This window comes from bacterium SCSIO 12827, from assembly GCA_024397995.1.
Classification (GTDB): Bacteria; Pseudomonadota; Alphaproteobacteria; order Rhodospirillales; family Casp-alpha2; genus UBA1479.
This window is the reverse complement of record CP073746.1, coordinates 106,421-129,805: the sequence shown is the minus strand read 5'-3', so window position 1 is coordinate 129,805 and position 23,385 is coordinate 106,421. Positions and strand designations below refer to the sequence as shown.

22 protein-coding genes, 1 tRNA gene and 1 pseudogene are annotated in these 23,385 nt (G+C 63.8%); 9 read left to right on the top strand and 15 right to left on the bottom strand.

The window, feature by feature from the left end:
• Position 1 precedes the first annotated feature (1 nt).
• From addA to KFF05_00620, 4 genes are all read left to right on the top strand, one after another.
• Complete coding sequence (gene addA, locus KFF05_00635; GenBank protein UTW51943.1) at positions 2–3,430, top strand: double-strand break repair helicase AddA; 3,429 nt, start codon at positions 2–4, stop codon at positions 3,428–3,430.
• 194 nt (positions 3,431–3,624) lie between these two features.
• A complete protein-coding gene (trxA, locus tag KFF05_00630) occupies positions 3,625–3,942 on the top strand; it encodes a thioredoxin TrxA (protein ID UTW51942.1) in 318 nt (105 codons plus the stop codon).
• A 33-nt stretch (positions 3,943–3,975) separates the two neighbouring features.
• Positions 3,976–4,746 (top strand): hydroxyacylglutathione hydrolase, encoded by a 771-nt coding sequence (gloB, locus tag KFF05_00625; protein ID UTW53514.1) that lies wholly within the window; start codon positions 3,976–3,978, stop codon positions 4,744–4,746.
• Positions 4,747–4,757: 11 nt separating this feature from the next.
• Positions 4,758–5,087: a cupin domain-containing protein gene (locus KFF05_00620; GenBank protein ID UTW51941.1), complete on the top strand. Its 330-nt coding sequence runs from the start codon at positions 4,758–4,760 to the stop codon at positions 5,085–5,087.
• 19 nt (positions 5,088–5,106) lie between these two features.
• On the opposite strand, the gene KFF05_00615 is transcribed toward KFF05_00620, so the two are convergent.
• From KFF05_00615 to aroA, 14 genes are all read right to left on the bottom strand, one after another.
• Positions 5,107–5,760: a cation transporter gene (locus KFF05_00615; GenBank protein ID UTW51940.1), complete on the bottom strand. Its 654-nt coding sequence runs from the start codon at positions 5,758–5,760 to the stop codon at positions 5,107–5,109.
• A 3-nt stretch (positions 5,761–5,763) separates the two neighbouring features.
• Positions 5,764–6,138: a helix-turn-helix transcriptional regulator gene (locus tag KFF05_00610; protein UTW51939.1), complete on the bottom strand. Its 375-nt coding sequence runs from the start codon at positions 6,136–6,138 to the stop codon at positions 5,764–5,766.
• Between the two features lie 31 nt (positions 6,139–6,169).
• Complete coding sequence (locus tag KFF05_00605; GenBank protein ID UTW51938.1) at positions 6,170–7,495, bottom strand: bifunctional folylpolyglutamate synthase/dihydrofolate synthase; 1,326 nt, start codon at positions 7,493–7,495, stop codon at positions 6,170–6,172.
• A 29-nt stretch (positions 7,496–7,524) separates the two neighbouring features.
• Positions 7,525–8,490, bottom strand: a complete 966-nt coding sequence (locus tag KFF05_00600) for an acetyl-CoA carboxylase carboxyltransferase subunit beta (protein UTW51937.1) — start codon at positions 8,488–8,490, stop codon at positions 7,525–7,527.
• A gap of 101 nt (positions 8,491–8,591) precedes the next feature.
• A complete protein-coding gene (gene trpA, locus KFF05_00595; protein ID UTW51936.1) occupies positions 8,592–9,440 on the bottom strand; it encodes a tryptophan synthase subunit alpha in 849 nt (282 codons plus the stop codon).
• Between the two features lie 4 nt (positions 9,441–9,444).
• A complete protein-coding gene (gene trpB, locus KFF05_00590) occupies positions 9,445–10,653 on the bottom strand; it encodes a tryptophan synthase subunit beta (GenBank protein UTW51935.1) in 1,209 nt (402 codons plus the stop codon).
• A gap of 142 nt (positions 10,654–10,795) precedes the next feature.
• Positions 10,796–11,437: a phosphoribosylanthranilate isomerase gene (locus KFF05_00585; protein ID UTW51934.1), complete on the bottom strand. Its 642-nt coding sequence runs from the start codon at positions 11,435–11,437 to the stop codon at positions 10,796–10,798.
• Between the two features lie 354 nt (positions 11,438–11,791).
• Positions 11,792–12,526, bottom strand: coding sequence for an orotidine-5'-phosphate decarboxylase (pyrF, locus tag KFF05_00580; protein ID UTW51933.1), 735 nt, complete (start codon positions 12,524–12,526; stop codon positions 11,792–11,794).
• 94 nt (positions 12,527–12,620) lie between these two features.
• Entirely contained in the window at positions 12,621–13,010 is a 390-nt protein-coding gene (locus KFF05_00575) for a DUF1049 domain-containing protein (GenBank protein ID UTW51932.1), read from the bottom strand.
• Between the two features lie 55 nt (positions 13,011–13,065).
• A complete protein-coding gene (gene ihfB, locus KFF05_00570; protein ID UTW51931.1) occupies positions 13,066–13,347 on the bottom strand; it encodes an integration host factor subunit beta in 282 nt (93 codons plus the stop codon).
• 67 nt (positions 13,348–13,414) lie between these two features.
• Positions 13,415–14,329: a signal peptide peptidase SppA gene (sppA, locus tag KFF05_00565; protein UTW51930.1), complete on the bottom strand. Its 915-nt coding sequence runs from the start codon at positions 14,327–14,329 to the stop codon at positions 13,415–13,417.
• Positions 14,330–14,452: 123 nt separating this feature from the next.
• Positions 14,453–16,261 (bottom strand): 30S ribosomal protein S1, encoded by a 1,809-nt coding sequence (gene rpsA / locus KFF05_00560; GenBank protein UTW51929.1) that lies wholly within the window; start codon positions 16,259–16,261, stop codon positions 14,453–14,455.
• A gap of 159 nt (positions 16,262–16,420) precedes the next feature.
• The gene (locus KFF05_00555) at positions 16,421–17,047 is read right to left on the bottom strand and encodes a (d)CMP kinase (protein ID UTW51928.1); all 627 of its coding nucleotides are present in this window, start codon (positions 17,045–17,047) and stop codon (positions 16,421–16,423) included.
• Positions 17,048–17,062: 15 nt separating this feature from the next.
• On the bottom strand, positions 17,063–18,538 hold the full coding sequence (gene aroA / locus KFF05_00550) for a 3-phosphoshikimate 1-carboxyvinyltransferase (protein UTW51927.1): 1,476 nt from the start codon (positions 18,536–18,538) through the stop codon (positions 17,063–17,065).
• Positions 18,539–18,651: 113 nt separating this feature from the next.
• On the opposite strand from aroA, the gene KFF05_00545 reads away from it, so the two are divergent.
• Together KFF05_00545 and KFF05_00540 are read left to right on the top strand one after the other, a co-directional pair.
• On the top strand, positions 18,652–19,050 hold the full coding sequence (locus tag KFF05_00545) for an FYDLN acid domain-containing protein (GenBank protein UTW51926.1): 399 nt from the start codon (positions 18,652–18,654) through the stop codon (positions 19,048–19,050).
• A gap of 229 nt (positions 19,051–19,279) precedes the next feature.
• A tRNA-Ala gene (locus KFF05_00540) sits at positions 19,280–19,355 on the top strand.
• A gap of 188 nt (positions 19,356–19,543) precedes the next feature.
• Here KFF05_00540 and KFF05_00535 read toward each other — a convergent pair.
• Positions 19,544–20,533: pseudogene (locus KFF05_00535) on the bottom strand (site-specific integrase).
• 293 nt (positions 20,534–20,826) lie between these two features.
• Here KFF05_00535 and KFF05_00530 point away from each other — a divergent pair.
• From KFF05_00530 to KFF05_00520, 3 genes are read left to right on the top strand one after another with little or no spacing between them, the layout of a single operon-like run.
• Positions 20,827–21,492: a hypothetical protein gene (locus KFF05_00530; GenBank protein ID UTW51925.1), complete on the top strand. Its 666-nt coding sequence runs from the start codon at positions 20,827–20,829 to the stop codon at positions 21,490–21,492.
• Between the two features lie 16 nt (positions 21,493–21,508).
• Positions 21,509–21,862: a conjugal transfer protein TraJ gene (locus KFF05_00525; protein UTW51924.1), complete on the top strand. Its 354-nt coding sequence runs from the start codon at positions 21,509–21,511 to the stop codon at positions 21,860–21,862.
• Positions 21,859–23,226: a relaxase/mobilization nuclease domain-containing protein gene (locus KFF05_00520; GenBank protein UTW51923.1), complete on the top strand. Its 1,368-nt coding sequence runs from the start codon at positions 21,859–21,861 to the stop codon at positions 23,224–23,226. The genes KFF05_00525 and KFF05_00520 overlap by 4 nt, the downstream gene beginning before the upstream one ends.
• The last annotated feature ends 159 nt before the right edge of the window (positions 23,227–23,385 follow it).

The window sequence follows — 23,385 nt, the reverse complement described above, 5'->3', positions numbered from 1 at the left end:
CATGACCGAAACACGGCGGCGGGCGACGGAGGTCCAGCAGACTGCCGGGCGGCCCGGGGATTCCCATTGGGTCTCGGCCAACGCGGGCACGGGCAAAACCCATGTGCTGACCAACCGCATCGTGCGCTTGTTGATGAGCGGCGTGGCGCCCCGCACCATCCTCTGCCTCACCTATACCAAGGCGGCGGCAACGGAGATGGCCAACCGCTTGGGCTCTCTGCTCGGCAAATGGGCGGTGATGGACGACCCGGCCCTGATGGAAAGCTACCGCGACCAGACGGGCGTGCCGCTGGACCGCGACGACCTTGCCCGCGTGCGTCGGCTGTTCGCCGAGGTCGCCGACACCACGGACGGCCCCAACATCCGCACCATCCATTCGTTCTGTGAATCGCTTCTGGGCCGCTTCCCGATCGAAGCCGGGGTCGCCCCCCATTTCAAGGTGATGGACGAGCGCACGGCAGCGGAGCTGCGCAAGGAGGCGCGCGACCGCCTGCTGGCCCGCGCCGCCGCCGACCCGGCGAGCCCGGCCGCCCGCGCCATGGACCATCTGGCCGGCGTCCTGGGGGAAACCGGGTTCGATGATCTGGTGACGGAACTGGATTTCGCGCGCGGCAAGTTGGCCGCCCTGTTCGCCCGCCACGGCGGGGCAGCAGGCCTGGCCACGGCAACCCGGCGCAGCCTGGGCCTGACCCCGGGCGATGACCGCCGCGCGGTGATCGTGAGCGCACCCACCGCCGACGAAGCCTCCTTGCGCTATGCCGCCGAAGCCTTGAGCCACGGAACCAAGACGGACAAGGAGCGTTCCGAGATCATGGCGCCCTGGCTGGCCGGCGATGACGATGACAAGGTTTCCGGCTTCGATGCCTACGCTCAGGCCTATTTGACGCAGAAGCACAAACCCCTGGCCCGCCTGGCCACCAAGGGCGTCGTTGAGAAATACCCCGGCATGCTCGACACCCTGATCGCCGAACAGGACCGCGTGCTGATCATCGACGACAAGCTGCGCGCGCTCGCCATCGCCAAGAACACCGCCGCCCTGATGGACCTGGCCGAGGTCATGGCGCGGGAATACGCGGCGCTGAAAGAGGCCCGCGCGCTGATGGATTATGACGACCTGATCCTGAAAACCCGCGCCCTGTTGCGCGCCTCGGACGGAGCGGTCAATTGGGTCCATTACAAGCTGGACGGCGGCATCGCCCATGTCCTGGTCGACGAGGCGCAGGACACGGCCCCGGCGCAATGGGACATTCTGGAGAAGCTGACGGAAGAATTCTTTTCCGGCGAAGGGGCCTGGGACGGCGACGCCTGGGGGCCCCGCACGGTGTTCGCCGTGGGCGATGAAAAGCAATCCATCTACAGCTTTCAGGGTGCGGAGCCGACGCGCTTCGAGGAAACCCGCGCCCAGTTCGCCGCCAAGGCGCGGGCCGCCGGCCTGGAGACGACGTTGGAGCGGTCGCTGGAAATGGCGGTGTCGTTCCGATCGACCTGGCCGGTGCTGGACACCGTCGACAAGACCTTCGAGTCGGAAGACCTGCGCGCGTCCCTGACCACCACGGACCGGGCGATCCGTCATCTGGTGGACCGCGACGGCGACGCCGGGCGGGTCGAACTATGGCCCACCGTGACGCCCGAGGACGAGGACGAAAGCGACGCCTGGGACGCGCCCGTGGACCGCCCGGGGCCGCGCGCGCCGCTGGTCCAGGTCGCGGAGACCATCGCCGACACCATCGGCGGCTGGCTGGACACGGGCGAGCAACTGGCGTCCCAGGGCCGCGCGCTGACGGCGGGAGACATCCTGATTTTGGTGCGCCGCCGCGGCCGGTTCATGGAGGAAATGGTGCGCCAGCTGAAATTGCGCGGCATCCGGGTCGCGGGCACGGACCGCATGATCCTGACCGAACAGATGGCGGTCATGGACCTGATCGCGCTGGGCCGGTTCGCGCTTCTGCCCGACGACGATCTGACCCTGGCGACGGTCCTGAAGGGGCCTCTGTTCAACTTCACGGACGACGACGACCTGACGCCACTCTGCGCGCCCCGGCGGGGAGCCTTGTGGACGGAGCTGCGCAGCCGGGCCGATGAGCGCCCCCACTGGCGGGCGGCGGCGGACCGGCTGGCGGATCTGCTGGCCGCCGCCGATCAGACTCCGCCCTTCGAATTCTATGCGGACCTGCTCGGCCCCGGCGGCGGGCGGGCCGCCCTCCACCGCCATCTGGGACAGGATGCCCTTGATCCCATAGAGGAATTCGTGGCCCTGGCCCTGCAGTTCGAGCGCGAACACGCGCCGTCGCTGGAAGGCTTCCTGCATTGGATCGGAGCCAGCGAAACCGTCGTGAAGCGCGACATGGATCAGGCCGGCGACAAGGTCCGCGTGATGACCGTGCACGGGGCCAAGGGCTTGGAAGCGCCCGTGGTGTTTCTGCCCGACACCTGCGCCGCCACGGGCCGGGGCAAGCCGATCAGCCTGCTGTGGGACCGGGATCAGGACACGGGCGCCGTCTATTGGCCCGGGCGCAAGGACGACGACTGCGATCTGACCGCAACCCTTCGCGCCCAGGTCCAGGCGGCGCAGGAGAACGAGGAACGGCGGCTGCTTTACGTCGCCATGACCCGGGCCCGCGACCGGCTTTACGTAACCGGCTGGGAAACCAAGAGCGGCCGCGCCGAGGGCTGCTGGTACGACCTGATCGAAGCCGGTCTGGAGCGCGCCGGGGCGGTGGAGCTGGACGTCCCGGGCGGCCGGGGGCTTCGCCTGGAAACGCCGCAGACCGCCGAGGTCCGAGTCAGAGAAGCCGCCGCCGCGCCCACCGCTCTGCCGGTTCCGGACTGGATCGCCCACCCGCCGGCGGAGGAGCCGGATCCACCCAGACCCCTCGCCCCCTCCAAGCCCGAGGACAGCCCGCCCGCCGCCTCGCCGTTGGGATCGGACGACGGAGCCCGGTTCAAGCGCGGGCTGATCGTGCACAAACTGCTGGAAAGCCTGCCGGACCTGGCGCCCGAAGACCGACGCGCAGCGGCCGAAAGGTTTCTGGCCCGCCCGGCCTATGACCTGGACGCCGCCGAGCGGGCGGAAATTCTCTCGGAAACTCTGGCCCTTCTGGATGACCCGACGCTGGCCCCCCCGTTCGGGCCCGGGAGCCGGGCCGAGGTGCCCCTGGTCGCCATGGCGGGCGGACGGGTGATTTCCGCCCGCATCGACCGCCTGCTGGTAACCGACACGGAGGTTCTGATCGCCGATTTCAAGACCAACCGGCCACCGCCGGAACGCCTGGAGGACGTCCATCCCGGCTATATCGCGCAAATGGCGGGGTACCGCCGGGCGTTGATGGATTTGTATCCGAACCGGCCCGTGCGCTGCGCCCTGATCTGGACCCTAGGCGCGCGCATGATGGCTCTGCCGGACGCCCTTTTGGACAAAGCCGCGCCCTAAGCCACGGAGAAAGCAAGGGGAATTTTTGCACCGGCCAGGGCGGCTTGACGAGGCCGGGGCGCGACCCTAGATTCAAGGACAGGGTGAGGTGCCAAAGGTTCCCGCCCCGGGCCGCAAGAGAACCCAGCGGCATGTCCCAGAAACTGAAATTCCATAAAAAACTGTACCCCGACACAGATCCCAAGGTGAGCGATATGCCGAAAAAGATAACCGACGACTCCTTCGAAACCGACGTTCTTGGATCGAGCGAGCCCGTCCTGGTCGATTTCTGGGCCGAATGGTGTGGCCCGTGCAAGCAGATCGCCCCGGCGCTTGAGGAATTGGCCAGCGAGCTTGAAGGCAAGGTCACCGTGGCCAAGCTGAACATCGACGACAACCCCTCGACCCCCGGCAAATACGGCGTGCGCGGCATTCCGACCCTCATGCTGTTCAAGAACGGCGAAGTGGCGGCGACCAAGATCGGCGCCCTGCCGAAAAGCAAGCTGCAGGAATGGCTGGAGCAGAACATCTAGCGCCCGCAAGGCGTTAGAGGTTCCCCAGGAATGATGAGCCGGCTCGACGTCCATCAGATACCGGTCCTGAACGACAACTACGTCTATCTGGCCCATTGCCCGGAAACGGGGGCGACCGCCGTGGTCGACCCCGCCGTGGCGGGGCCCGTGCTGGACGCGGCCAAGGCCAAGGGCTGGACCATCAGCCACATCCTGAACACCCACCACCACGGCGACCACACGGGCGGGAACCAGGAAATCAAGGCGGCCACGGGCTGCACCATTGTCGGCCCGCGTGCCGACCATGACCGCATTCCCGGCATCGACGTGCAGGTCGGCGACGGCGATACCTATATGCTGGGCAATGCCGAGGCCCGGGTCTACGACGTGCCCGGCCACACGCGCGGCCATATCGCCTTTTGGTTCGAGGGATCGGACGCTCTGTTCTGCGGCGATACCTTGTTCGCCATGGGCTGCGGGCGGCTGTTCGAGGGCACGCCCCAGCAGATGGTCAAATCCCTGGCGAAGTTCAAAACCCTGCCCCCGGAAACCCGGGTTTTCTGCGCCCATGAGTACACGCAGTCCAACGGCCGCTTCGCCCTGTCGGTGGAACCGGACAATGCCGCCCTGGTCCGGCGCATGCAGGACGTGGACGCGGCGCGGGCGAAAAACATCCCGACCGTGCCGTCGACCATCGGCATCGAATTGAAGACCAATCCCTTTCTGCGCGCCGATTCACCCGATTTACAGCGCACAATCGGGCTTGCCGGCCGGGATTACGTCGAGGTCTTCGCCGAAACCCGCAGGCTCAAAGACAACTTCTAGGCTGCCCCGCCATGACCAAGCCGGAAGACCTGCCCTATACCATTCTGGACCGGGAGCTTATCGGCGAGGTCAACGGCCTACGCGTGCAGATCATGGAACTGGGCCCCGGCGAATGCGTGCCCTGGCACTGGCATTCCGAAGTCGATGATACTTTCGTCTGCATGGAGGGCCCGATGGTTATTGAAACCCGCGCCCCCCGCCAAACCCATGAACTGATGCCGGGCCAGCGCCTGACCGTGCCCGTGAAGACGGCCCATGAAGTGCATGGCAAGGACGGGGCCGGCTGCAAATTCATGCTGGTCCAGGGGACCGGCGAGCACGATTTTCACCCGGTCGGCTAAGCCTTAGACGGCGTATTGATCAGTCGGCGGCCGCCGGCAGCGGTTCACGCGCCTGGCGCAATTCCCCGCGCGCGCGGCGGATGACTTCGGCCGAGGCGAACAGCGCCAAGCCCGCGATGATCCCGCCCACGGCGACGTCGGGCCAGAAGGTGCCCGACAGCCACACCCCGCCGCCCGCCGCGATGACGGCGACATTGGCGATGGCGTCGTTGCGCGAGCACAGCCAGACGGACCGCATGTTGGCGTCGCCGTCGCGGTATTTGAACAAGGCCAGGGCCACCACCACGTTGGCGACGAGGGCCAGAACACCGACCCCGGTGATGATGTGCGCCTCCGGTACGCCGCTCTCCATGAACCGCCAGATCATGGTGCCGATCACCCAAAGCCCGAACAGGCCCATGGACAGGCCCTTGACCATGGCCGCCCGCGCCCGCCAGACAAGGTGCATCCCGACCACGGCAAGGGATATCCCGTAATTGGCGGCATCGCCCATAAAGTCGAGCGCGTCGGCCTGCAGGGCCACGGATTTCGACAGATAGGCCCCAACCATTTCACCGAAGAACATGCCGCCGTTGACGATCAGCGCGAACCACAGCACCCGGCGGTAGGCGCGGGACGTGGCGGCGTCCTGAAAATGCCCGTGGTCATGGCCGTGGTCACAGCAGGCGGACATGGCTCAGGCCTCCTCGTCGTGGGTATGTTCGGGTTCCGCCACGTGTTCCATCATGTCCAGCAGGACAGAGGTCACGTGATGGTCGTGCACCGCGTAATGCACGAACTTGCCCTGGCGCCGGGGGCGCACCAGGCGCGCGGCCTTCAACAGGCGCAGATGGTGGCTGGTCAGAGACGGCGACATGCCGGTCAGCGCGGCCAGATCGTTGACCGAGCGCGGCCCGGCCATGCAGGCGGCCAGGATCGACAGGCGGTTGGGCTCCCCCAACAGATGGAAGATGGAGGCGATTTCCTCTGCCCGGTCGCGGTCGAGCGTGCCTTCCGGCAGGGGGGCCGGGGCGGCGGCGGGCGGTTTCGCAGGTTTGGTTCCGGTGCTCATAAACCAAACATATGAACAAATGTTCAGATGTTCAAGTGTTGTCCCGCAATACCGTGCCGGCGAGATAGAGAGAGCCGCAGATCATCACCCGGGCTGCCACCTGCTCGCGCGCCGACAGGTCCCGCAACGCCGCCTGCACCGAAGGGGCGGTGCGCGACGGCAGGCCGGCGGCGCCCCCTGCTGCGGCGATTTCGTCGGCGGACAGGGTATTGGCCTCGCCCGGGATGGCGACACCGGTGAGCGACGCCGCGACGGGGGCGAGGGCGCTCAGGAACGTTATGGGGTCCTTGGAATTGATCATGCCGCAAATCAGGTGCAGGGGCTTGTCGCCCCAGGCTTCCCCCGCATGGGTGGCGATGGCGGCGGCGGCGGCGGCGTTATGTCCGCCGTCGAGCCAGAGCGACCAGCCGGGCGCCAGGGTGCCGACCAGCGGCCCCTGCGTCAGATGTTGCAGGCGGGCGGGCCATTCCGCCGTGGCAAGACCGCGGATGACCTGATCCGGCACGCTGGTGAACCCGGCCATGGTCTTCAGGCAGACGATCGCCTGGGCCGCGTTGAGAAGCTGATGCCGTCCGGCCAGGGCCGGCGCCGGATAGGTTTCCATCACCCCGCCCAGGGTCAGGTCGAACGACGTGCCGTCGGGGGCTTCGGCCACGGTCCAGTCACGGCCATGGGCCAGTACCGGCGCCCCCACCGCCTTGGCCCGGTCATCCAGCACGGCCAGCACGCTGGGCCGCTGCGGGCCGATCACGCAGGGCACCCCCGGCTTGAGAATGCCCGCCTTTTCCGCCGCGATTTCCTCCAGGGAATTTCCCAGGAACTGCTGATGATCCAGGGAGATCGGCGTGATCGCCGTGACCAGCGGCTTATCAATGACGTTGGTCGCATCCAGCCGCCCGCCCAAACCCGTTTCCAGGATCAGCACGTCGGCTGGACTGCGCGCGAAGGCGAGCAGCGCCGCCCCCGTGGTGATTTCGAAAAAAGTGATGGGCTCGCCACCGTTGGCGTCCTCGCATTCCGCCAGCAACGCCTGCAGATCCGCATCGGGGATCAGCTCGCCGGCCAGCCGGATGCGTTCGTTGAAATGCACCAGATGGGGCGAGATATGCACATGGACGCGCTTACCGGAGGATTCCAGCATGGCGCGCAGGATGGCGATGACCGATCCCTTGGCGTTGGTGCCGGCAACATGAACCACGGGCGGCAGCGCGCGTTCCGGATGGTCCAGACGGTCGAGCAGGCGATGGACACGGTCCAGGGACAGGTCGATGACCTTGGGATGCAGGGTCAGCAGACGGGCGAGGATTTCATCGCAGGGATGGGGCGCCGGTGCATCCGCGCCGAGGGGATCAGTCATGGACGGGTCGGTCCGACAGAATCAGGGAATCAGTCGTCGCCAGGCACGGGGGCGGCGCCCGGCCGGTGGCTGCGGGCCGGCGGCAGAATTTCGCCTTCGAGAAGGTCGATATCCTGGTCCGAACCTTCGACCCGGCGGCCCGGTTCCGGGTTCAGCAGCATGTCGATGACCCGGGCCAGGGTGTCGCGAAGCTCGCCCCTGGGCACCACCATGTCGACCATGCCGTGTTCCAACAGATATTCGGCGCGCTGAAAGCCCTCGGGCAGGGTTTCGCGGATGGTCTGCTCGATCACCCGCTGTCCGGCGAAACCGATTACGGCCCCGGGTTCGGCGATGTGAATGTCGCCCAGCATGGCGTAAGAGGCGGAGACCCCGCCCGTGGTCGGGTCGGTCAGCACCACGATATAAGGCAGGCCCGCTTCCTTGACCTCGTCCACGGCAATGGTCGTGCGCGCCATCTGCATGAGGGACAGAATCCCTTCCTGCATGCGCGCCCCCCCCGATGACGGGATAACCACGAAGGCCGCTTTTTCATCCACCGCCTTGCGCGCGGCGGCCAAAAGCCCGGCCCCCATGGCCTGGCCCATGGAGCCGCCCATGAAGGCGAAGTTCAAGGCCGCGACGACCACCGGCAGGCCGTTCATGCGCCCGACGCCCGCGATCAGGGCGTCCTGGTCGCCGGTCTTGGCGCGCGCGGATTTAAGGCGCGCGGCATAGGTTTCCGTGTCCTTGAATTTCAGGGGGTCCGGCTTGGGCGTGTCCCAGGTGATCTTTTCGAACGCACCCTCGTCGAACAGCATGGCCAGGCGCTTGTCGGCGCCGATGCGCAGGTGATGGCCGCAGTGCTGGCAGACGTGGAGATACTTTTCCAGATCGCGGTGGAAGATCATCTGGCTGCAACCCGGGCATTTGTGCCAAAGGTTATCGGGCATTTCCTTGCCCGCACCGACCAGACGCTTCAGCTTGGGCCGGACGAATTCGCGCAACCAGTTCATGTTCTTCCAATCTCCGTTCCCGCCCGGCGTCGGCGGGCGATCGTCAGTCGCAAATCCCGAGCGGGCCGTGCCTCGGCCCGCGACGACGATTTGCGCAAAACCTAACCGTTTCTCGCGCCGCGCACACCTGCCGCCAGCGCCTTGACCAAGTCTAACACCTTGTCCTTGGTGTCGGGTAGGGGCACGCCGGACGGGTCGCGGTTTTCGGCGATGATCCCGACCAGGGCCGAGCCGACGACGGCGGCGTCGGAAACCCGCGCGATGGCCGCGGCCTGATCCGGCGTCTTGATGCCGAAGCCGACGGCGACCGGCAGGTCCGTGTGGCGGCGAATGCGCGCAACGCTGGCCGCCACGTCGCCCGCATCGGCGGATTTGGTGCCGGTGATGCCGGTGATCGAGACGTAATAGACGAAGCCCGAGGCATGGCGCACGACCTTGGGCAGGCGCGCGTCGTCTGTGGTCGGGGCCGTCAGATAGATGAAGTTGATGCCGGCCTTGAGGGCGGGCAGGCACAGCTCGCCCTCTTCTTCCGGCGGCAGGTCGACGACGATCAGACCGTCGACCCCGGCTTCCTTGGCATCGGCCAGGAAACGGTCGACCCCGTAGATGTAAATGGGGTTGTAGTAGCCCATGAGGACGATCGGCGTGTCGTTGTCCCGTTTGCGGAAGGCGCGCACGATATCCAGGGTCTTCGGCAAAGTCATGCCGGCCTTCAGTGCCCGCAGGCTGGAGGCCTGGATCGCCGGTCCGTCCGCCATCGGGTCGGAGAACGGCATGCCGATCTCGATCAGGTCGGCCCCTGCCTCCGCGATCTCCACGATGATCTGTTCCGACAGCTCCGGCGACGGGTCGCCGGCGGTCAGGAACGTCACCAGACCGGCGCGGCCTTCGGCCTTCAGTTCGGCGAATTTGCGGGTGATGCGGGTCTCAGGCCCGGTCTGCGTGGTCATAGGTTCAGTCCATTCCCAGATAGCCGGCGACGGCGTCGACGTCCTTGTCGCCGCGCCCGCACATGTTCATGACCAGCAGGTGATCCTTGGGCAGGTCGCCCGCGATCTTGGCCACATAGGCCAGCGCGTGGCTCGGCTCCAGGGCCGGGATGATGCCTTCCTTGCGGGTGCACAGCTGGAACGCCGCCAGGGCCTCCTTGTCCGTCGCCGAGACGTATTCGACCCGGCCCGTATCGCGTAGCCAGGAATGCTCCGGCCCGATCCCGGGATAATCCAGGCCGGCGGAAATGGAATGGCCGTCCAGGATCTGGCCGTCCTCGGTCTGCAGCAGATAGGTGCGGTTGCCGTGCAGCACGCCCGGCCGCCCGCCGTTGAGGGACGCGCAATGCTCTCCCGTCTCGATCCCGTGGCCGGCGGCCTCGACCCCGATCAGGTGCACGCTTTCATCATCCAGGAAGGGATGGAACAGGCCCATGGCGTTTGACCCGCCGCCGATGGCGGCGATGCAGCTGTCGGGCAGACGGCCCTCCATCTCCATCATCTGCTCGCGCACTTCGTTGCCGATCACGCATTGGAAATCTCGCACCATGGCCGGATAGGGATGCGGGCCGGCGACCGTGCCGATGATGTAGAAGGTGTCCTCGACGTTGGAGACCCAATCCCGCAGCGCCTCGTTCATGGCGTCCTTGAGCGTGCCCGTGCCGGCGGTGACGGGGACGATCTCCGCCCCCAGCATCTTCATGCGCACCACGTTTGGGCGTTGACGCGCAACATCCGTTTCGCCCATGTAGACCACGCAAGGTAGGCCGAACAGGGCGCAGACCGTAGCCGTGGCAACGCCGTGCTGCCCGGCGCCCGTTTCGGCGATGATGCGCTTCTTGCCCATGCGCCGCGCCAGCAGGATCTGGCCGATGGTGTTGTTGATCTTGTGGGCACCCGTGTGGTTCAGCTCGTCGCGCTTGAAGTAGACCTTGGCGCCGCCGAACTCTTCGGTCAGGCGTTCGGCCAGATACAGCGGGCTGGGCCGGCCCACGTAATGCTTCATGTAACGGTTGAACTCATCCCAAAAAGCCGCGTCGTTCTTTGCCTTTTCCCAGGCGTCCTGAACCTGCAGGATCAACGGCATCAGGGTTTCCGCGACATAGCGGCCACCGTAGATGTCGAAATGTCCCGATTCGTCCGGGCCTTCGCGGTAGGTATTGAGCTTCGACATGAACCAATCCTCATTTATCCCTGGGTTTCTGCCGTTTTATGGTTAACGATGACAGCACCCGAGGGCGGCGCAAATAAAGCACAAGGCCCCCTGGAACCCAAGGACTAAAGCCCCTGGGCACGGCCTTTTCCGGGCGCTGGCCCTAGGCTTCCTTGGCCGCTTTGATGAAGGCGTCGATCAGGCCCGCGTCCTTGTGACCGGGGGCCGTCTCCACGCCCGAGGACACATCGACCCCCGGCGCGCCGGAAACCCGGATCGCCGCCGCGACGTTATCCGGCGTCAGCCCGCCCGCCAGCAGCCAGGGCACGTTCCACCGGGTGCCGGCCAGCAGCCCCCAATCGAAGGCCAGCGCGTTGCCGCCGGGGCGGTCGGCCCCCGATGGCGGCTTGGCGTCGAACAGCAGGCGGTCGGCGACGCCTTCATAGGCGCGGGCGGCGTCAACATCGCCCGGTTCGGCAATCGGCAGGGCCTTCATCACCGGCAGGCCGAACTTGCGCCGAACCTCGGCGACCCGCTCCGGCGTCTCCGATCCATGGAGCTGCAAGATATCGACAGCACCATTGCCGGTGATCGCCGCCAATTCGTCGTTGGTGGCATCCACGGTCAGGCCGACCTTGAGCACACCCACGGGCACGCGCACCGCCAGCCCGCCGGCAATGGCGGGCGTGACATGGCGCGGTGATTTCTTGAAGAACACGAAGCCGACCAGATCGGCCCCCGCGTTCACGGCGGCGTCCACGGCGTCGGCCGTTTTCAGCCCGCAGATTTTCACCTGTGTCGACATAACCACGTTTTTCCTCATGGCCGCCCTCAACCACCACTCAAGTGCGTTTTTCAACAAGTTTATTTAACAAAATCGAGTTGCGTTCGCGATTCGTCTCGTTGAATTAGCCCCACCCAAACATGGTATGTTCATGGGATGTTCCGCGCATAATTCCCTAGAACAGGGAGGCGGTATTTAAGACTCTATCAGCGAACGACATGTGCCAATTTTGAAGTTGCAAGGAATGATGAGCGACGATCTGCAATTAGCGGGATTAATGACCGTATTAATTGGGCCTCTTCTGTACTTAGTTTTTGCCCCAAGCTGTTCTGCACTCGGGAAGCAATTGAAGCGGCGTATCTTCAAGAATGACGATTAATCTAACTCGTCCGCGATGCGCCGGGCGGCGGCGATGGGATCGTCGGCCTGGGTGATGGGCCGGCCGATGACCAGGTAGTCGGCGCCGAGAGAGACCGCATCGCGCGGGGTGACCACGCGCTTCTGGTCGCCCTTGACGGACCATTCGGGGCGGATGCCCGGCACGACCAGGGTGAAGTCGGGCCCGCAGACGGAGCGGATGACCTTGATCTCGTGAGCCGAGCAGACCACCCCGTCCATGCCCGCTTCCTGGGCCAGCTTGGCCAGCTTGGCGACCTGGGCCTTAGTCTCATTATTGATGCCGACTTCGATCAGGTCTTCGTCGCTCAAACTGGTGAGCACGGTGACGGCAAGGACCAGGGGGCGGTGCCCGCCCTGGGCGGCGTCGGTGGCCGCCTTGGCGGCGGCTTCCATCATGGCGCGCCCGCCCGAGGCATGGACGTTGAGCATGAAGGGCTGGAGCGGCGCCGCGGCGCGCACGGCACCCGCGACCGTGTTGGGAATATCGTGGAATTTCAGGTCCAAAAACACGGGCAGGCCCGCCGCCGAGACTTGGCGCACGCCCTGGGGTCCCTGGGCCGTGAAAAACTCCTTGCCCAGCTTGACCCCACCCACGGCCCCCTTGACCCCCTGGGCGAGCGCCAGGGCCCCCGCCGCGTCGGTGGTGTCGAGCGCGACCAGGATGCGGTCGGCGGGGCTTTTGATGCCCGGCGCGGAGATCGAAGACGTCATCGAATTGGTCCCAGAATTGGCCGTATGGTCATTTATACTGATCCCGGCCCCGGGCGGCCATCCTCAAAAATACAGAACGGCGGGTGAGCCTGGGCTAGAGAATATGGCGCGAACCGGACGCCTGCGTATCCGACGCCGGCACCGGCAGCGACGCGGACTTGGCCTTGGCGTCGGCGGCGCGAAGCTTTTCTTCCAACATTTCGACATCGGTCTTAAGGCGCAGGACTTCCTTTTCCGCCCCTTCGGCGCGGTGGGCTTCGCGGCGGGCGCGGCCGCGGGCGACACCGCCGGAGATCCACACCATCACCGCCCCCCAGAGAAAACCGAGGAAAAGGCCACCGACGCCGACCAGCGCCACCGGGGTCGTCAATTCGTAATCGAAGGGCCAAAGGCGCAGCACGACATCCGCGCGGTTGGAGGCGGCAAACAGGATCAGCCCCAGAACGAGGGGAGTCAGCAGGATCCAGGAAAGAAGTTTGCCCACGCGCGACACCTGACGATTGAAGGTTCCGGAAGCCACCGTCCGGCCCCGGCCGGGATCAGCTGCCGTTCAGTTTTTCGCGCAGCTGCTTGCCGGTCTTGAAATAGGGAATGTGCTTGGAATCGACTTCGACCGTGGCCCCCGTGCGCGGGTTGCGGCCCGTGCGCGAACCCCGTTGCTTCACGGAGAAGGCGCCGAAACCGCGCAGTTCGACCCGGTCTCCCTGGGCCAATGCGCCGGTGATCTCGTCGAAAATGGTGGAGACGATACGTTCCACGTCACGCTGGTAGAGATGCGGATTGTCCGCCGCCAAACGGGCGATGAGTTCGGATTTGGTCATGCTGCCAACCCCAGGCGGCGGCGCGATAACGCGGTCGGCCGGGGACCTTTCCCTCACAGGTGAATATCTACAAAGAAGGGTGCCAAAGGGAGAACACGCCGTCAAGTCTAAGTCGTTCTGAAAACAATGCTTTTTGCAGCTGCGATGTAAGGGCGTCGCGCCACGGCAGGGGTTCGTCCGTCAACTTGAGGTCGCGCAGGGGCAGGTCGCGGGCCACGCCATGGGCCGAGGCAAGCCAGTCGAGGGCCTGATCCTCGTCGCCGATGGCGTCGACCAGGCCGTTGCTCTTGGCCGTAAGTCCCGAGTAGACGCGCCCGTCCGCCAGCGCGATGACCTTGTCGCGCGGCATCTTGCGGCGGTCCGCGACCATGTCGACGAACTGCCCGTAAAGTTCCATCAGCATGTCCTGGGTCGCCTCGCGGGCAGGATCGCTGAGGCGCTCGAACGGATTGGGCTGGGCCTTCATCGGCCCGCTTTTGAACACTTCCGGCTTGATCCCCAGCTTGTCCAACAGCTGCGTCACGTCGGCGGTCTGCAGGATCACACCGATCGACCCGGTCAGCGTGCCTCGCCGGGCAACCACATGATCCGCCGCGATGGCCACCATATAGCCGGCCGAGGTCGCGGTGCCGCCCATGACGGCGACGGTCGGCTTTTTGTCGGCAACCCGGCGCAACGCCGTGAACAGGGCCTCGCCGCCGACGAAAGTGCCGCCCGGGGAATCAACCCGGACCACCACCGCCTTGACGTCGTCGCGCGCGGCCAGGTCCTTGATTACACGGCTGCGTTCGTCGTCGTCGAAGATGATGCCGTCGATGGTGATGCGCGCGACATGGTCGCGGGTGATAAAATCCGCCCCGCCGAACCGTCCGGCGGCGGCCACGACCAGGCCCGCGAAGGCGGCCAGGGCAACCAGGCGCCAGAAGGTCAGGGCGCGCTTGAGGCGGCGGCGGTCGAAAATCATGTCGGCGTCAAGGCTCATGGCGGGGCGGGCATCCGTCAAAAATTCGGTGGGACCGGACAAAAGAAAACCGGGAGCCCCCTTGCGAGAGCTCCCGGCCAATGTATCACGCCCGCCCTAAGGCAGGGCAACGGGAAAGGCGGGTTATTCCGCGCCTTCTTCCGCTTCTTCGGTTTCGTCTTTCTTGGCGGCCTTTTTCTTGGCGGCGGCCTTCTTCGGCTTTTCGTCGTCACCTTCGGCAGCGGCCTGCGCCTGCTTTTCCTTCAGGGCAGCACCCAGGATGTCGCCGAGAGAAGCACCGGAATCGGACGAGCCGTATTCCTGCATGGCCTTCTTCTCTTCCTCGACCTCAAGGGCCTTGATGGACAGCGACAGCTTGCGGCCGGACTTGTCGATCTGGGTGATCTTGGCGTCGACCTTTTCGCCGGCGGCGAAACGGTCGGGGCGCTGTTCGGAACGATCACGCGACAGGTCGGACTTGCGGATGAAGCCGAGCACGGCGTCATTGACCATGACTTCGACACCGCCGTCGTTGGTCTGGGTCACCGTACAGGTCACGACGGAGCCCTTCTTCAGGCCTTCCATCGCACCTTCGGTCGGGTCGCCGGACAGCTGCTTGATGCCGAGCGAGACGCGTTCCTTGTCGACATCGACGTCCAGCACCTTGGCCTTCACCATGTCGCCCTTGGTGTAGTCGGCGAGGGCTTCCTCGCCCGACTTGTCCCAGGACAGATCGGAAAGGTGGGCCATGCCGTCGATTTCGCCGTCGAGGCCGATGAACAGACCGAATTCGGTGATGTTCTTGACCTCGCCTTCGACTTCGGCTCCGACCGGGAACTTGACCACGAAGTCTTCCCACGGATTGGCGTTGCACTGCTTGAGACCCAGGGAGATGCGGCGCTTGTCGGGATCGACGTCAAGCACCATGACGTCCACTTCCTGAGAGGTGGAGACGATTTTGCCCGGATGGACGTTCTTCTTGGTCCAGGACATTTCCGACACGTGCACCAGACCTTCGACGCCCGGCTCCAGCTCCACGAAGGCGCCGTAGTCGGTGATGTTGGTGACGCGGCCCGTGAACTTGGTGCCGACCGGGTACTTGGCGGCGACGCCGTCCCAGGGATCGGCCTCAAGCTGCTTCATGCCGAGCGAGATACGCTGCGTTTCGGCGTTGAAGCGGATGATCTGGACCTTCACCGTCTCGCCGATGGACAGGGCTTCGGACGGGTGGTTGATGCGCTTCCAGGCGATGTCGGTGACGTGCAGCAGGCCGTCCACACCACCCAGATCGACGAAGGCGCCGTAATCGGTGATGTTCTTGACGACGCCGTCCAGAACCTGGCCTTCCTGCAGGGAGGAGATCAGCTCGGAACGGGCTTCGGTGCGGGTTTCTTCCAGCACGGCGCGGCGCGAGACCACGATGTTGTTGCGCTGGGGGTCCATTTTCAGGATCTGGAACGGCTGCGGCATGCCCATCAGGGGGGACACGTCGCGCACGGGCCGGATATCGACCTGGCTGCCGGGCAGGAAGGCCACGGCGCCGTCCAGGTCGACGATGAAGCCGCCCTTGACGCGGCCGAAGATCACGCCATTGACGCGCTCGCCCTTTTCGAAGGCCTTTTCCAGGCCGACCCAGGCTTCCTCGCGGCGGGCTTTCTCGCGCGAGAGACGGACCAGGCCGTCACGGTCTTCGTAGCGTTCGACATAGACGTCGACTTCGTCACCAGCCTTGAGAACTTCGTCGGAGCCGGGGCTCATGAATTCCTTGAGCGGCACGCGGCCTTCGGACTTGAGTCCGACGTCGATGACGGCGAAATCGCCGTCGACGTTGACAATGACGCCGCGCAGCACGCGGCCTTCAAAGCCTTCGTTGTCGCCGAAGGACTCGTTCAACAGGGCTTCAAAATCTTCGTTGGAGGTAGGGGCCGCCGTGGCGGCATCTGTCGTGGCCATTGGTTTCAAACCTTTCGATTTTATCTGGCCGGCCGGTTGGTTCCGGCGGTCTGCGGTTGCACAAATACCCACGACACCCCGCCTTTTTCCTGGCGGTGGTGGGTGGGCGCTTCGTTTCGAACAGATTTTGGACGGGGCCGGCCGGGCCCAGGATTCCTGTTATTTCTTAATGATATCAAGGGCCTTGGCGAACACCTCATCGGCATTCAGGTCGCTCGTATCAAGCAGGATCGCGTCTTCGGCCGGCTCCAGCGGCGCGACGGCCCGAGATCTATCCCGGGCGTCCCGCTCGCGCATCTCTTCGAGAACGCGCGCATATATAACGTCGGGGTCGCTTTCCTGCAACTCTTTGAATCGGCGCCGGGCGCGGACCTCGTCGGAGGCCGTGACGAACAGCTTCACATCCGCGTCGGGACAAACCACCGTGCCGATGTCGCGGCCGTCGAGAACGGCCCCCTTGGCCCCCTCCGGCGGATGGGCCGCGAAGGTCCGCTGGAACGCCAGCAGCGCCGCCCGCACACCGGGCACGGCCGAGACCTTGGACGCCGCCTGGGCGACCGCGTCCGTGCGCAGGTCCGGGCGTTCCAGATCCCGGGGCGCCAGCGCCAGGGCCTCTGCTTCGGCCGCCTCGGCGTCTTCCGGGTCGGCCCCGGCCTCCAGCACCCGCTTGCCCGTGGCCCGGTAGAGCAGGCCCGTATCCAGATAGGCAAAGCCCAGGTCGCGGGCGATGCGCCGGGCCAGGGTCCCCTTGCCCGCCGCGGCGGGCCCGTCGATGGCGATGATCATGCCCCCACTCCCTACTTAAATATCCGCGATATCCGCGCCGAGGCCCCGCATCATGGCGGCGAAGCCCGGAAAGCTGGTGGCCATGGCGTCGCTGTCATCGATGGTGACCGGCTGTTCCGTGACCAGCCCCAGAACCAGAAAGGCCATGGCGATGCGGTGGTCAAGATCGACCGTCACCGTGCAGCCGCCCCGGGGCGGCTTGCCGCCCGATCCCGTGACCACCAGATAATCGGGGCCTTCCTCGACCTCGACCCCGGCGGCGGCAAGCCCGCGCGCCATGGCGGCCAGACGGTCGCTTTCCTTGACCCGCAGTTCCTCAAGCCCCTCCATGCGGGTTTCGCCCTCGGCCAGGGCCGCGGCGACGGCAAGGATGGGGTATTCGTCGATCATCGAGGGGGCGCGGTCCGCCGGAACGGTGACGCCCTTGAGCGGCCCCGCCGTGACACGCAGGTCCGCGACAGGCTCACCCGCTTCCTCGCGTGCGCCCAATACCTCGATCTCGGCCCCCATCTCGCGCAGCGTGGTCAGGATACCGGCGCGCAGCGGGTTGAGGCCGACGTCCTTCAGCGTAACGTCCGAGCCCGGCACCAGCAGCGCCGCGACCAGAGGAAAGGCAGCGGACGAAATATCGGCCGGCACGGCGACGTCGCGGGCAACCAGTTCGGGCCGCCCGATCAGTGAAATCCGGCGCCCGCGCGCCGTGTCCTGCACGGTGACCTCGGCGCCGAACCAGCGCAGCATGTTTTCCGTATGGTCGCGGGTCGGCTGTGGTTCCACCACCGTGGTCACGCCCGGCGCGTTGAGGCCCGCCAGCAGCACCGCCGATTTGACCTGGGCCGAGGCCACGGGAAGGGCGTATTCGATGGGCAGCGGTTCCGCCGCCCCCTTGACGGTCATCGGCAACAGACCGCCGTCGCGGCCGGTGAATTTGGCGCCCATGCGTTCCAGCGGCGCCGTCACCCGGCCCATGGGCCGGCGGCACAGGGAGGCATCGCCCGTGAAGGTCGCCGTCATGTCGTGGCCCGCGACGACCCCCATCATCAGGCGCACACCGGTGCCGGCATTGCCCATGTCGATCACGTTCTCGGGCTCGGACAAGCCGCCGACGCCGCAGCCGATGACCCGCCAGGTGTTGCCGTCGGGCGCGCTGGCGTATCGCTCCGCCCGCGCGCCCATGGCGTTGACCGCGGCGGCCGTGGCCAGGACGTCTTCGCCCTCAAGCAGACCGGTGACCCGGGTCTCGCCGACGCAAAGCGCGCCCAGCATCAATGCCCGGTGGGAAATCGACTTGTCGCCGGGGACCCGCACGGCGCCCGATAAGGGCCCCGAAGGGCCCGCCCGAAGCGGCGTCTTGGTGGTGTTTGCATCACTCACGGAAACGGGGTCTCCCCTTGAAAAAGAAGGGTGGCGGGCGGCGCTTTGCCGTCGCAGGTCTCTAGCATATCGGGCCGCTCGCCGCCAATCACCCACGGAATGTGAAATCAGCGGCATTTTGCTTTTGACAGGGCGCGGCGTTCATGGCATTGGGCACGGCAAGAAACGAATAAGAAACGGCATTCCCTTGGGGGGAATCAGGCACAACTCCAGACAGCGGGAGGCAGCCCGTGGCGAAACCCGAATGGGGCCGCAAGGTCACCTGCGCCAGTTGCAGCAATAAGTTTTACGACATGAGACGCGAACCCGCGACGTGCCCGTCGTGCGGTGCCACCAACGACCCGCTTCAGGCGTTCCGCCCGAAACGGGGCGCTGCGGCGAAACCTGTTCCTCAGAAGGAAGCCAAGCCCAAGGCGAAGGTTGTTCCCGACGAGGACGACGATGATTTGGACGCGGTCCTGCCCGATGTCGACGACGACGACGACCTGGACGATGACGACGTGGAAGACGTGCTCGACGACGACGAGGACGACGACCTCATCGAAGACACGGCCGACCTGGGCGAAGACGACGACGACCTGGACGAGGTCCGCGAACATATCGAGACGGAGGACCCGGTCAAGGAATAGGGCCGGAACACGGTCGGGCGAAGATCAAGGATAAGGATGCGGCGCCGGCAATGCCTAAAGCGGGGCCTTAAAGCGGGCGCCGCGTCATTTTCCCCTTGCCATCCGATCCCAACCGTCTTTATGTTCCGCGTCCCGGTTGACCGGGGCACCCGGCAGACGTATTTTCCGGGTCCCGGTTCGCCGGCGTTCCCAAATTTTCCCGCCAGGGCACATGCCGGCGGGACCCCGTGGGGCCGTAGCTCAGTTGGGAGAGCGCTACAATGGCATTGTAGAGGTCGTCGGTTCGATTCCGTCCGGCTCCACCATTCGAACCCCCTGTATTTACAGGGGGTTTTTTATTACCGCGCACTTTCATATTCTTTCCAACTAGCACGCTGCTAGCACGCAACTCGTCCATAAGAGCGGGATTAAGCGGCCGGCTCGTCCGCTTTGAAACTTCCTCCATATACTCGTCAATCGCTTGCGCTGCTTTGCCAAGATAGTCCGGCGCATATTTCGCGTAGATTTCCGTGGTCCGATAGCCGCCAGATTTATGACCCAATATCCCCTGGACTTCCCAAGGCGGAACTCCGCGCTTACGCAGTTCGATCGCCATGGTGTGGCGGATTGCATAAGGCGACACGTCCGGTCCAAGCCCAGCTGCGTCTCGAACCGCGTTAAACCCCTTCCTGATCGATTTAATCGACCGCCCCCAATACGTAATCAATGGCCCGCGCCCCATCTGCTCCAACCACGGACGCAATGTGGACGTGATCGGGATGGTCGGGCGGAATTTCTTCGTCTGTTTTCGACCATCTGGGTTCAGGTTGATCAATCGATTTTCAAAGTCGATCTGATTGTGTTGCAGTTCGAGCAACGCGGTCGGGCGAGAGAGTGTGTTGAACGCCAACATCAGGAACAGAAGGACATGCGGCTCGTCGCAGGCATCGAATAGGGCCGCACTTTCGTCGGCGGATAGATACACGTCGCGGGGCTCCCCTGGCGCCAATGAAGGAATGAAGGGAACATTCTGTATTTCTTGTCGCTTCCGGGCCCGGTTCAATGCGGCGCGACCTACCGCAAGGGTCCGGTTCACGTACCCGTCCGAATGACCTTTCACTTTCAGCCAATCGATAAAAGCCTCTAGGCGATCAGGGGTTAGATCGGACACTCGCGATTCCGCAAAATAGTCAGACCAAAGTCGCAGACCTGTTCGGGCCTGCACTTCACTGGCTTGGTCCTTCGCCTGAAATTCATAGAACCGCACCAAGATCGTTTCCAAAGGAACGCCTCGCGGGTTCGCATCGACCATCTGTTGGTTCTTCGTGACCCATTCCGCGAGCTTCAACTCCGCTTCCCGAACGTCCGTTGTGCCAAGAGATGCGCGGCGTGTTTGCCGGGTATTTGGATCGAACCAGGTGCGGCACCAGACTGGGCTGTTGGGGCGCTGCGAAAGCCAGAAGCCGCCAATTTGACCGAAGCGTTGTTTTCGCGGTGATGACATGGTTCTTCCTGCTGGTTTCGTAAGTAGTCGTTCAAAATGCCTGTTGTGTAGCGAGGGCGCCTGCCTACGTAGGTACAGCCAATCCGCCCCAGCCTTCGCTCTCGTCGGATCGTAGAAATTGAGCAACCGAGATATTCGGCAGCCTCCTTTTCGGTGAATAATTTTGGAAGTGTCTCTACCATGCGCGCTCCTTCATTGACCGCATTTCTTACCATGTATTATCATCTCCCATCTCCGATAATTTGGTAGATACCAATTACTTTTGTCAATATATTATATTTTTTGGTATGCTCATGGACCAAAAGACCCGCACCCGAATCAAAGAAGCATGCTTCTTTTTTGGTCGACCCAAAACAGTCGCGATAAATGCCGGCGTCGATATTTCTAATTTTTCGAAGTGGCTTCGCGGTAACGCAACGTTGTCCGAACCAAACGTTGGGCTGGTCCTAAAATCTATAGGCCTGCCAAACTTCGAGCCAGATCTCAGTCGTGTACATATTTGGCATATCACCACCGTCCCTATGACGGGCATAACAAGCGTAAATGTTGCTGCTGCGTTCTCACTCTACATGCCGCAGGGAGGACAAATTGCCAGAGCCCCTTTGGGGAAAAAGGGCGTATCGAATCTCAACCCCCTTCAAGCAGAGGCTGTTTATGCGCTGACAGATGGGCGCTTTAGAGCTGTTTTACGGTTGGTTCCTGGCGTGCAATTACAGGCGAGTCAGATCAAGGCCCCCATTAAGTGGCGCGGTGGCACAGAGGTCAAATCCCACTTGAACTTATCCGAACCGGTCGCACCGTGGTCTGAAGGAACACCTACCATCGACGAGTTTGATCGACTTTGGAGTGACCACACTCCACCAGCGACCGTGGATGACATTCGCGCGGCCGCACGGAAAGTCGGAATTTCATACGCAGATGTCGTGGACCTGATCCGTAATTCCAAACCTAACCGGTAAACCAGAATGCGCGGCGATGGCGACGAATAGAAAACTGATTAAAGTCTACGGCACAGACGAAGAAAAGGCGCGGATCGCTGAAGTGGCCGCGCAAACGAAGTTGTCTGTCTCTCAATTTCTGCTGCGGCTCGGCGTCGGATACCCGATTCCGAACCCGCAAGATTTCGCGGCCTGGGAAAGCATTAGTGATCTATTGAAGGTCAATGCAGACCTGGCCAGGCTGGGCAACTTACTCAAGCTCGCCATCGACGAGCGGCCGGAAGACACGGCTTCTTTTGCGAAGCTGATCGATTCAATTCAGACGACGCAAAACGACATCAAGAGCTGCGTGATCGAGATCCGCAATGCGGTGAAGCCGGCGCGCAAATGATCGCCAAAAAAATTCCGAAGCAGTCCGGCATTGCTGACAATTTCGAACGGCTCGGCCGCTATATCGCGGCCGCAGACCATCCGGGCGAAAAGCTGCGGAATTGTTGGTTCGGAAACTGCAACGCAGGCGCGGGCCTTGAAGACCTGGAAGTAGCCCTCATTGAAATCGAAGCCACGCGAATGATGCGGCCGGAAGCGACAGATAGAACCTATCACCTGGTGGTTTCGTTTCGCTCGGGGGAAGAATCAAAGCTGAGCGATGATGCCCTGCGGAAAATTGCTGGCGGCTACGTGGAAGCGCTCGGGTTCGAGGGCCACCAATACGTCGCCGGGGCTCACGAAAACACAGACAATTTTCATATGCATATCGCGATCAATCGGGTTCATCCTGGGACCAACAAGATCATTGCGCCTTTCAACGACTTTAAGACGCTAGAGCGGATTAGTCGGGGGTTTGAAAAGGAGTTCGGGTTATCTGTGGACCGGGGCATGTCGGATCGGGAAAGCGGGAGAAATCCATTGAGCCCAGAGGCGCGAGATTACGAACGCCATACCTGGCAGCAGTCGTTTCAGCGGTTCATGCTCGACCGGAAGCCGGAAGTACTGGCAGCAGTAGAACAAGCGCGAGGATGGAATCACCTTCATAGTCAGCTCGCTGTCTGGAACGTCGGTGTTAAACCACGCGGAAATGGCCTGGTTTTTTATGACCTCGATGGCCAAGGAACGATGAAAGCTAGCGCCATGGGGCGCCAGTGTTCAAAGAATGCACTTGAGGAACGCTTAGGGCCGTTCCAAGCCCCAGCAAACAGGATAGAACGAGGCGTTGGGATCGCGAAGGCCCGCTATCATCGTCCACCCCTACTCAGTCGGCACCCGAACATAGGGCCGCTTTGGTCGCGGTATATCGGCCAACAAAGTCACGAGTTGACTCGCAAGGGTCTGATCAGCCGAGTGGCGAGCAACTGGAAAATGTGGCTCGCGATGGAAGCCTACGAAGATCCACTGGCGATGGTCCTAGTGGTCGCGCACACGGAGGCCCTACGGGCCGTGTTCGGCGAACCTCCGTCACCACGCCTGTTTCCGAAGATCGCAGCGCCCGCACTGGAAGAAGTGACGAAATCGAGGAAGTGGACTGATGTGCCAAAAAGGCGCTTAACAGCAGCGGGCTGTGAATCGGAAATGCTCGATGTCGGCGCCGGTCGATCAGTCGCATTGGTGAAAAATGACCAGGCCGACCTTGTTGGTCTGGTCGTAATCGATGACAAGGGGAAGGCCTGCGCGCTGGGGCCGAAGGAAACATTGAAAATGTGGGTGAAGGGGAAAGGGTCAGGCAAAGATAAGTCACTAGGTCGAGGCATAGGCTAGGACAATTCCACAGGAGCAAAGCGAAGGGCGATAGCGGGCGTTTCCTACCTCGACGGCCACGACATTGGAGCCAAAGTGAGCCGCGCCGGTCCGCCCCTGGACTGCCCGCGTTTCTCCAAGTGGCGTTACCGTGATCATGAAACACCAGGTCCACGGCAA

What these genes read in the sequence shown, in the direction of transcription:
- addA (UTW51943.1), top strand. Translation starts at nt 2, where the DNA reads ATGACCGAAACACGGCGGCGGGCGACGGAGGTCCAGCAGACTGCCGGG.
- trxA (UTW51942.1), top strand. Translation starts at nt 3,625, where the DNA reads ATGCCGAAAAAGATAACCGACGACTCCTTCGAAACCGACGTTCTTGGA.
- gloB (UTW53514.1), top strand. Translation starts at nt 3,976, where the DNA reads ATGAGCCGGCTCGACGTCCATCAGATACCGGTCCTGAACGACAACTAC.
- KFF05_00620 (UTW51941.1), top strand. Translation starts at nt 4,758, where the DNA reads ATGACCAAGCCGGAAGACCTGCCCTATACCATTCTGGACCGGGAGCTT.
- KFF05_00615 (UTW51940.1), bottom strand. Translation starts at nt 5,760, where the DNA reads ATGTCCGCCTGCTGTGACCACGGCCATGACCACGGGCATTTTCAGGAC.
- KFF05_00610 (UTW51939.1), bottom strand. Translation starts at nt 6,138, where the DNA reads ATGAGCACCGGAACCAAACCTGCGAAACCGCCCGCCGCCGCCCCGGCC.
- KFF05_00605 (UTW51938.1), bottom strand. Translation starts at nt 7,495, where the DNA reads ATGACTGATCCCCTCGGCGCGGATGCACCGGCGCCCCATCCCTGCGAT.
- KFF05_00600 (UTW51937.1), bottom strand. Translation starts at nt 8,490, where the DNA reads ATGAACTGGTTGCGCGAATTCGTCCGGCCCAAGCTGAAGCGTCTGGTC.
- trpA (UTW51936.1), bottom strand. Translation starts at nt 9,440, where the DNA reads ATGACCACGCAGACCGGGCCTGAGACCCGCATCACCCGCAAATTCGCC.
- trpB (UTW51935.1), bottom strand. Translation starts at nt 10,653, where the DNA reads ATGTCGAAGCTCAATACCTACCGCGAAGGCCCGGACGAATCGGGACAT.
- KFF05_00585 (UTW51934.1), bottom strand. Translation starts at nt 11,437, where the DNA reads ATGTCGACACAGGTGAAAATCTGCGGGCTGAAAACGGCCGACGCCGTG.
- pyrF (UTW51933.1), bottom strand. Translation starts at nt 12,526, where the DNA reads ATGACGTCTTCGATCTCCGCGCCGGGCATCAAAAGCCCCGCCGACCGC.
- ihfB (UTW51931.1), bottom strand. Translation starts at nt 13,347, where the DNA reads ATGACCAAATCCGAACTCATCGCCCGTTTGGCGGCGGACAATCCGCAT.
- sppA (UTW51930.1), bottom strand. Translation starts at nt 14,329, where the DNA reads ATGAGCCTTGACGCCGACATGATTTTCGACCGCCGCCGCCTCAAGCGC.
- rpsA (UTW51929.1), bottom strand. Translation starts at nt 16,261, where the DNA reads ATGGCCACGACAGATGCCGCCACGGCGGCCCCTACCTCCAACGAAGAT.
- KFF05_00555 (UTW51928.1), bottom strand. Translation starts at nt 17,047, where the DNA reads ATGATCATCGCCATCGACGGGCCCGCCGCGGCGGGCAAGGGGACCCTG.
- aroA (UTW51927.1), bottom strand. Translation starts at nt 18,538, where the DNA reads ATGCCGCTGATTTCACATTCCGTGGGTGATTGGCGGCGAGCGGCCCGA.
- KFF05_00530 (UTW51925.1), top strand. Translation starts at nt 20,827, where the DNA reads ATGGACCAAAAGACCCGCACCCGAATCAAAGAAGCATGCTTCTTTTTT.
- KFF05_00525 (UTW51924.1), top strand. Translation starts at nt 21,509, where the DNA reads ATGGCGACGAATAGAAAACTGATTAAAGTCTACGGCACAGACGAAGAA.
- KFF05_00520 (UTW51923.1), top strand. Translation starts at nt 21,859, where the DNA reads ATGATCGCCAAAAAAATTCCGAAGCAGTCCGGCATTGCTGACAATTTC.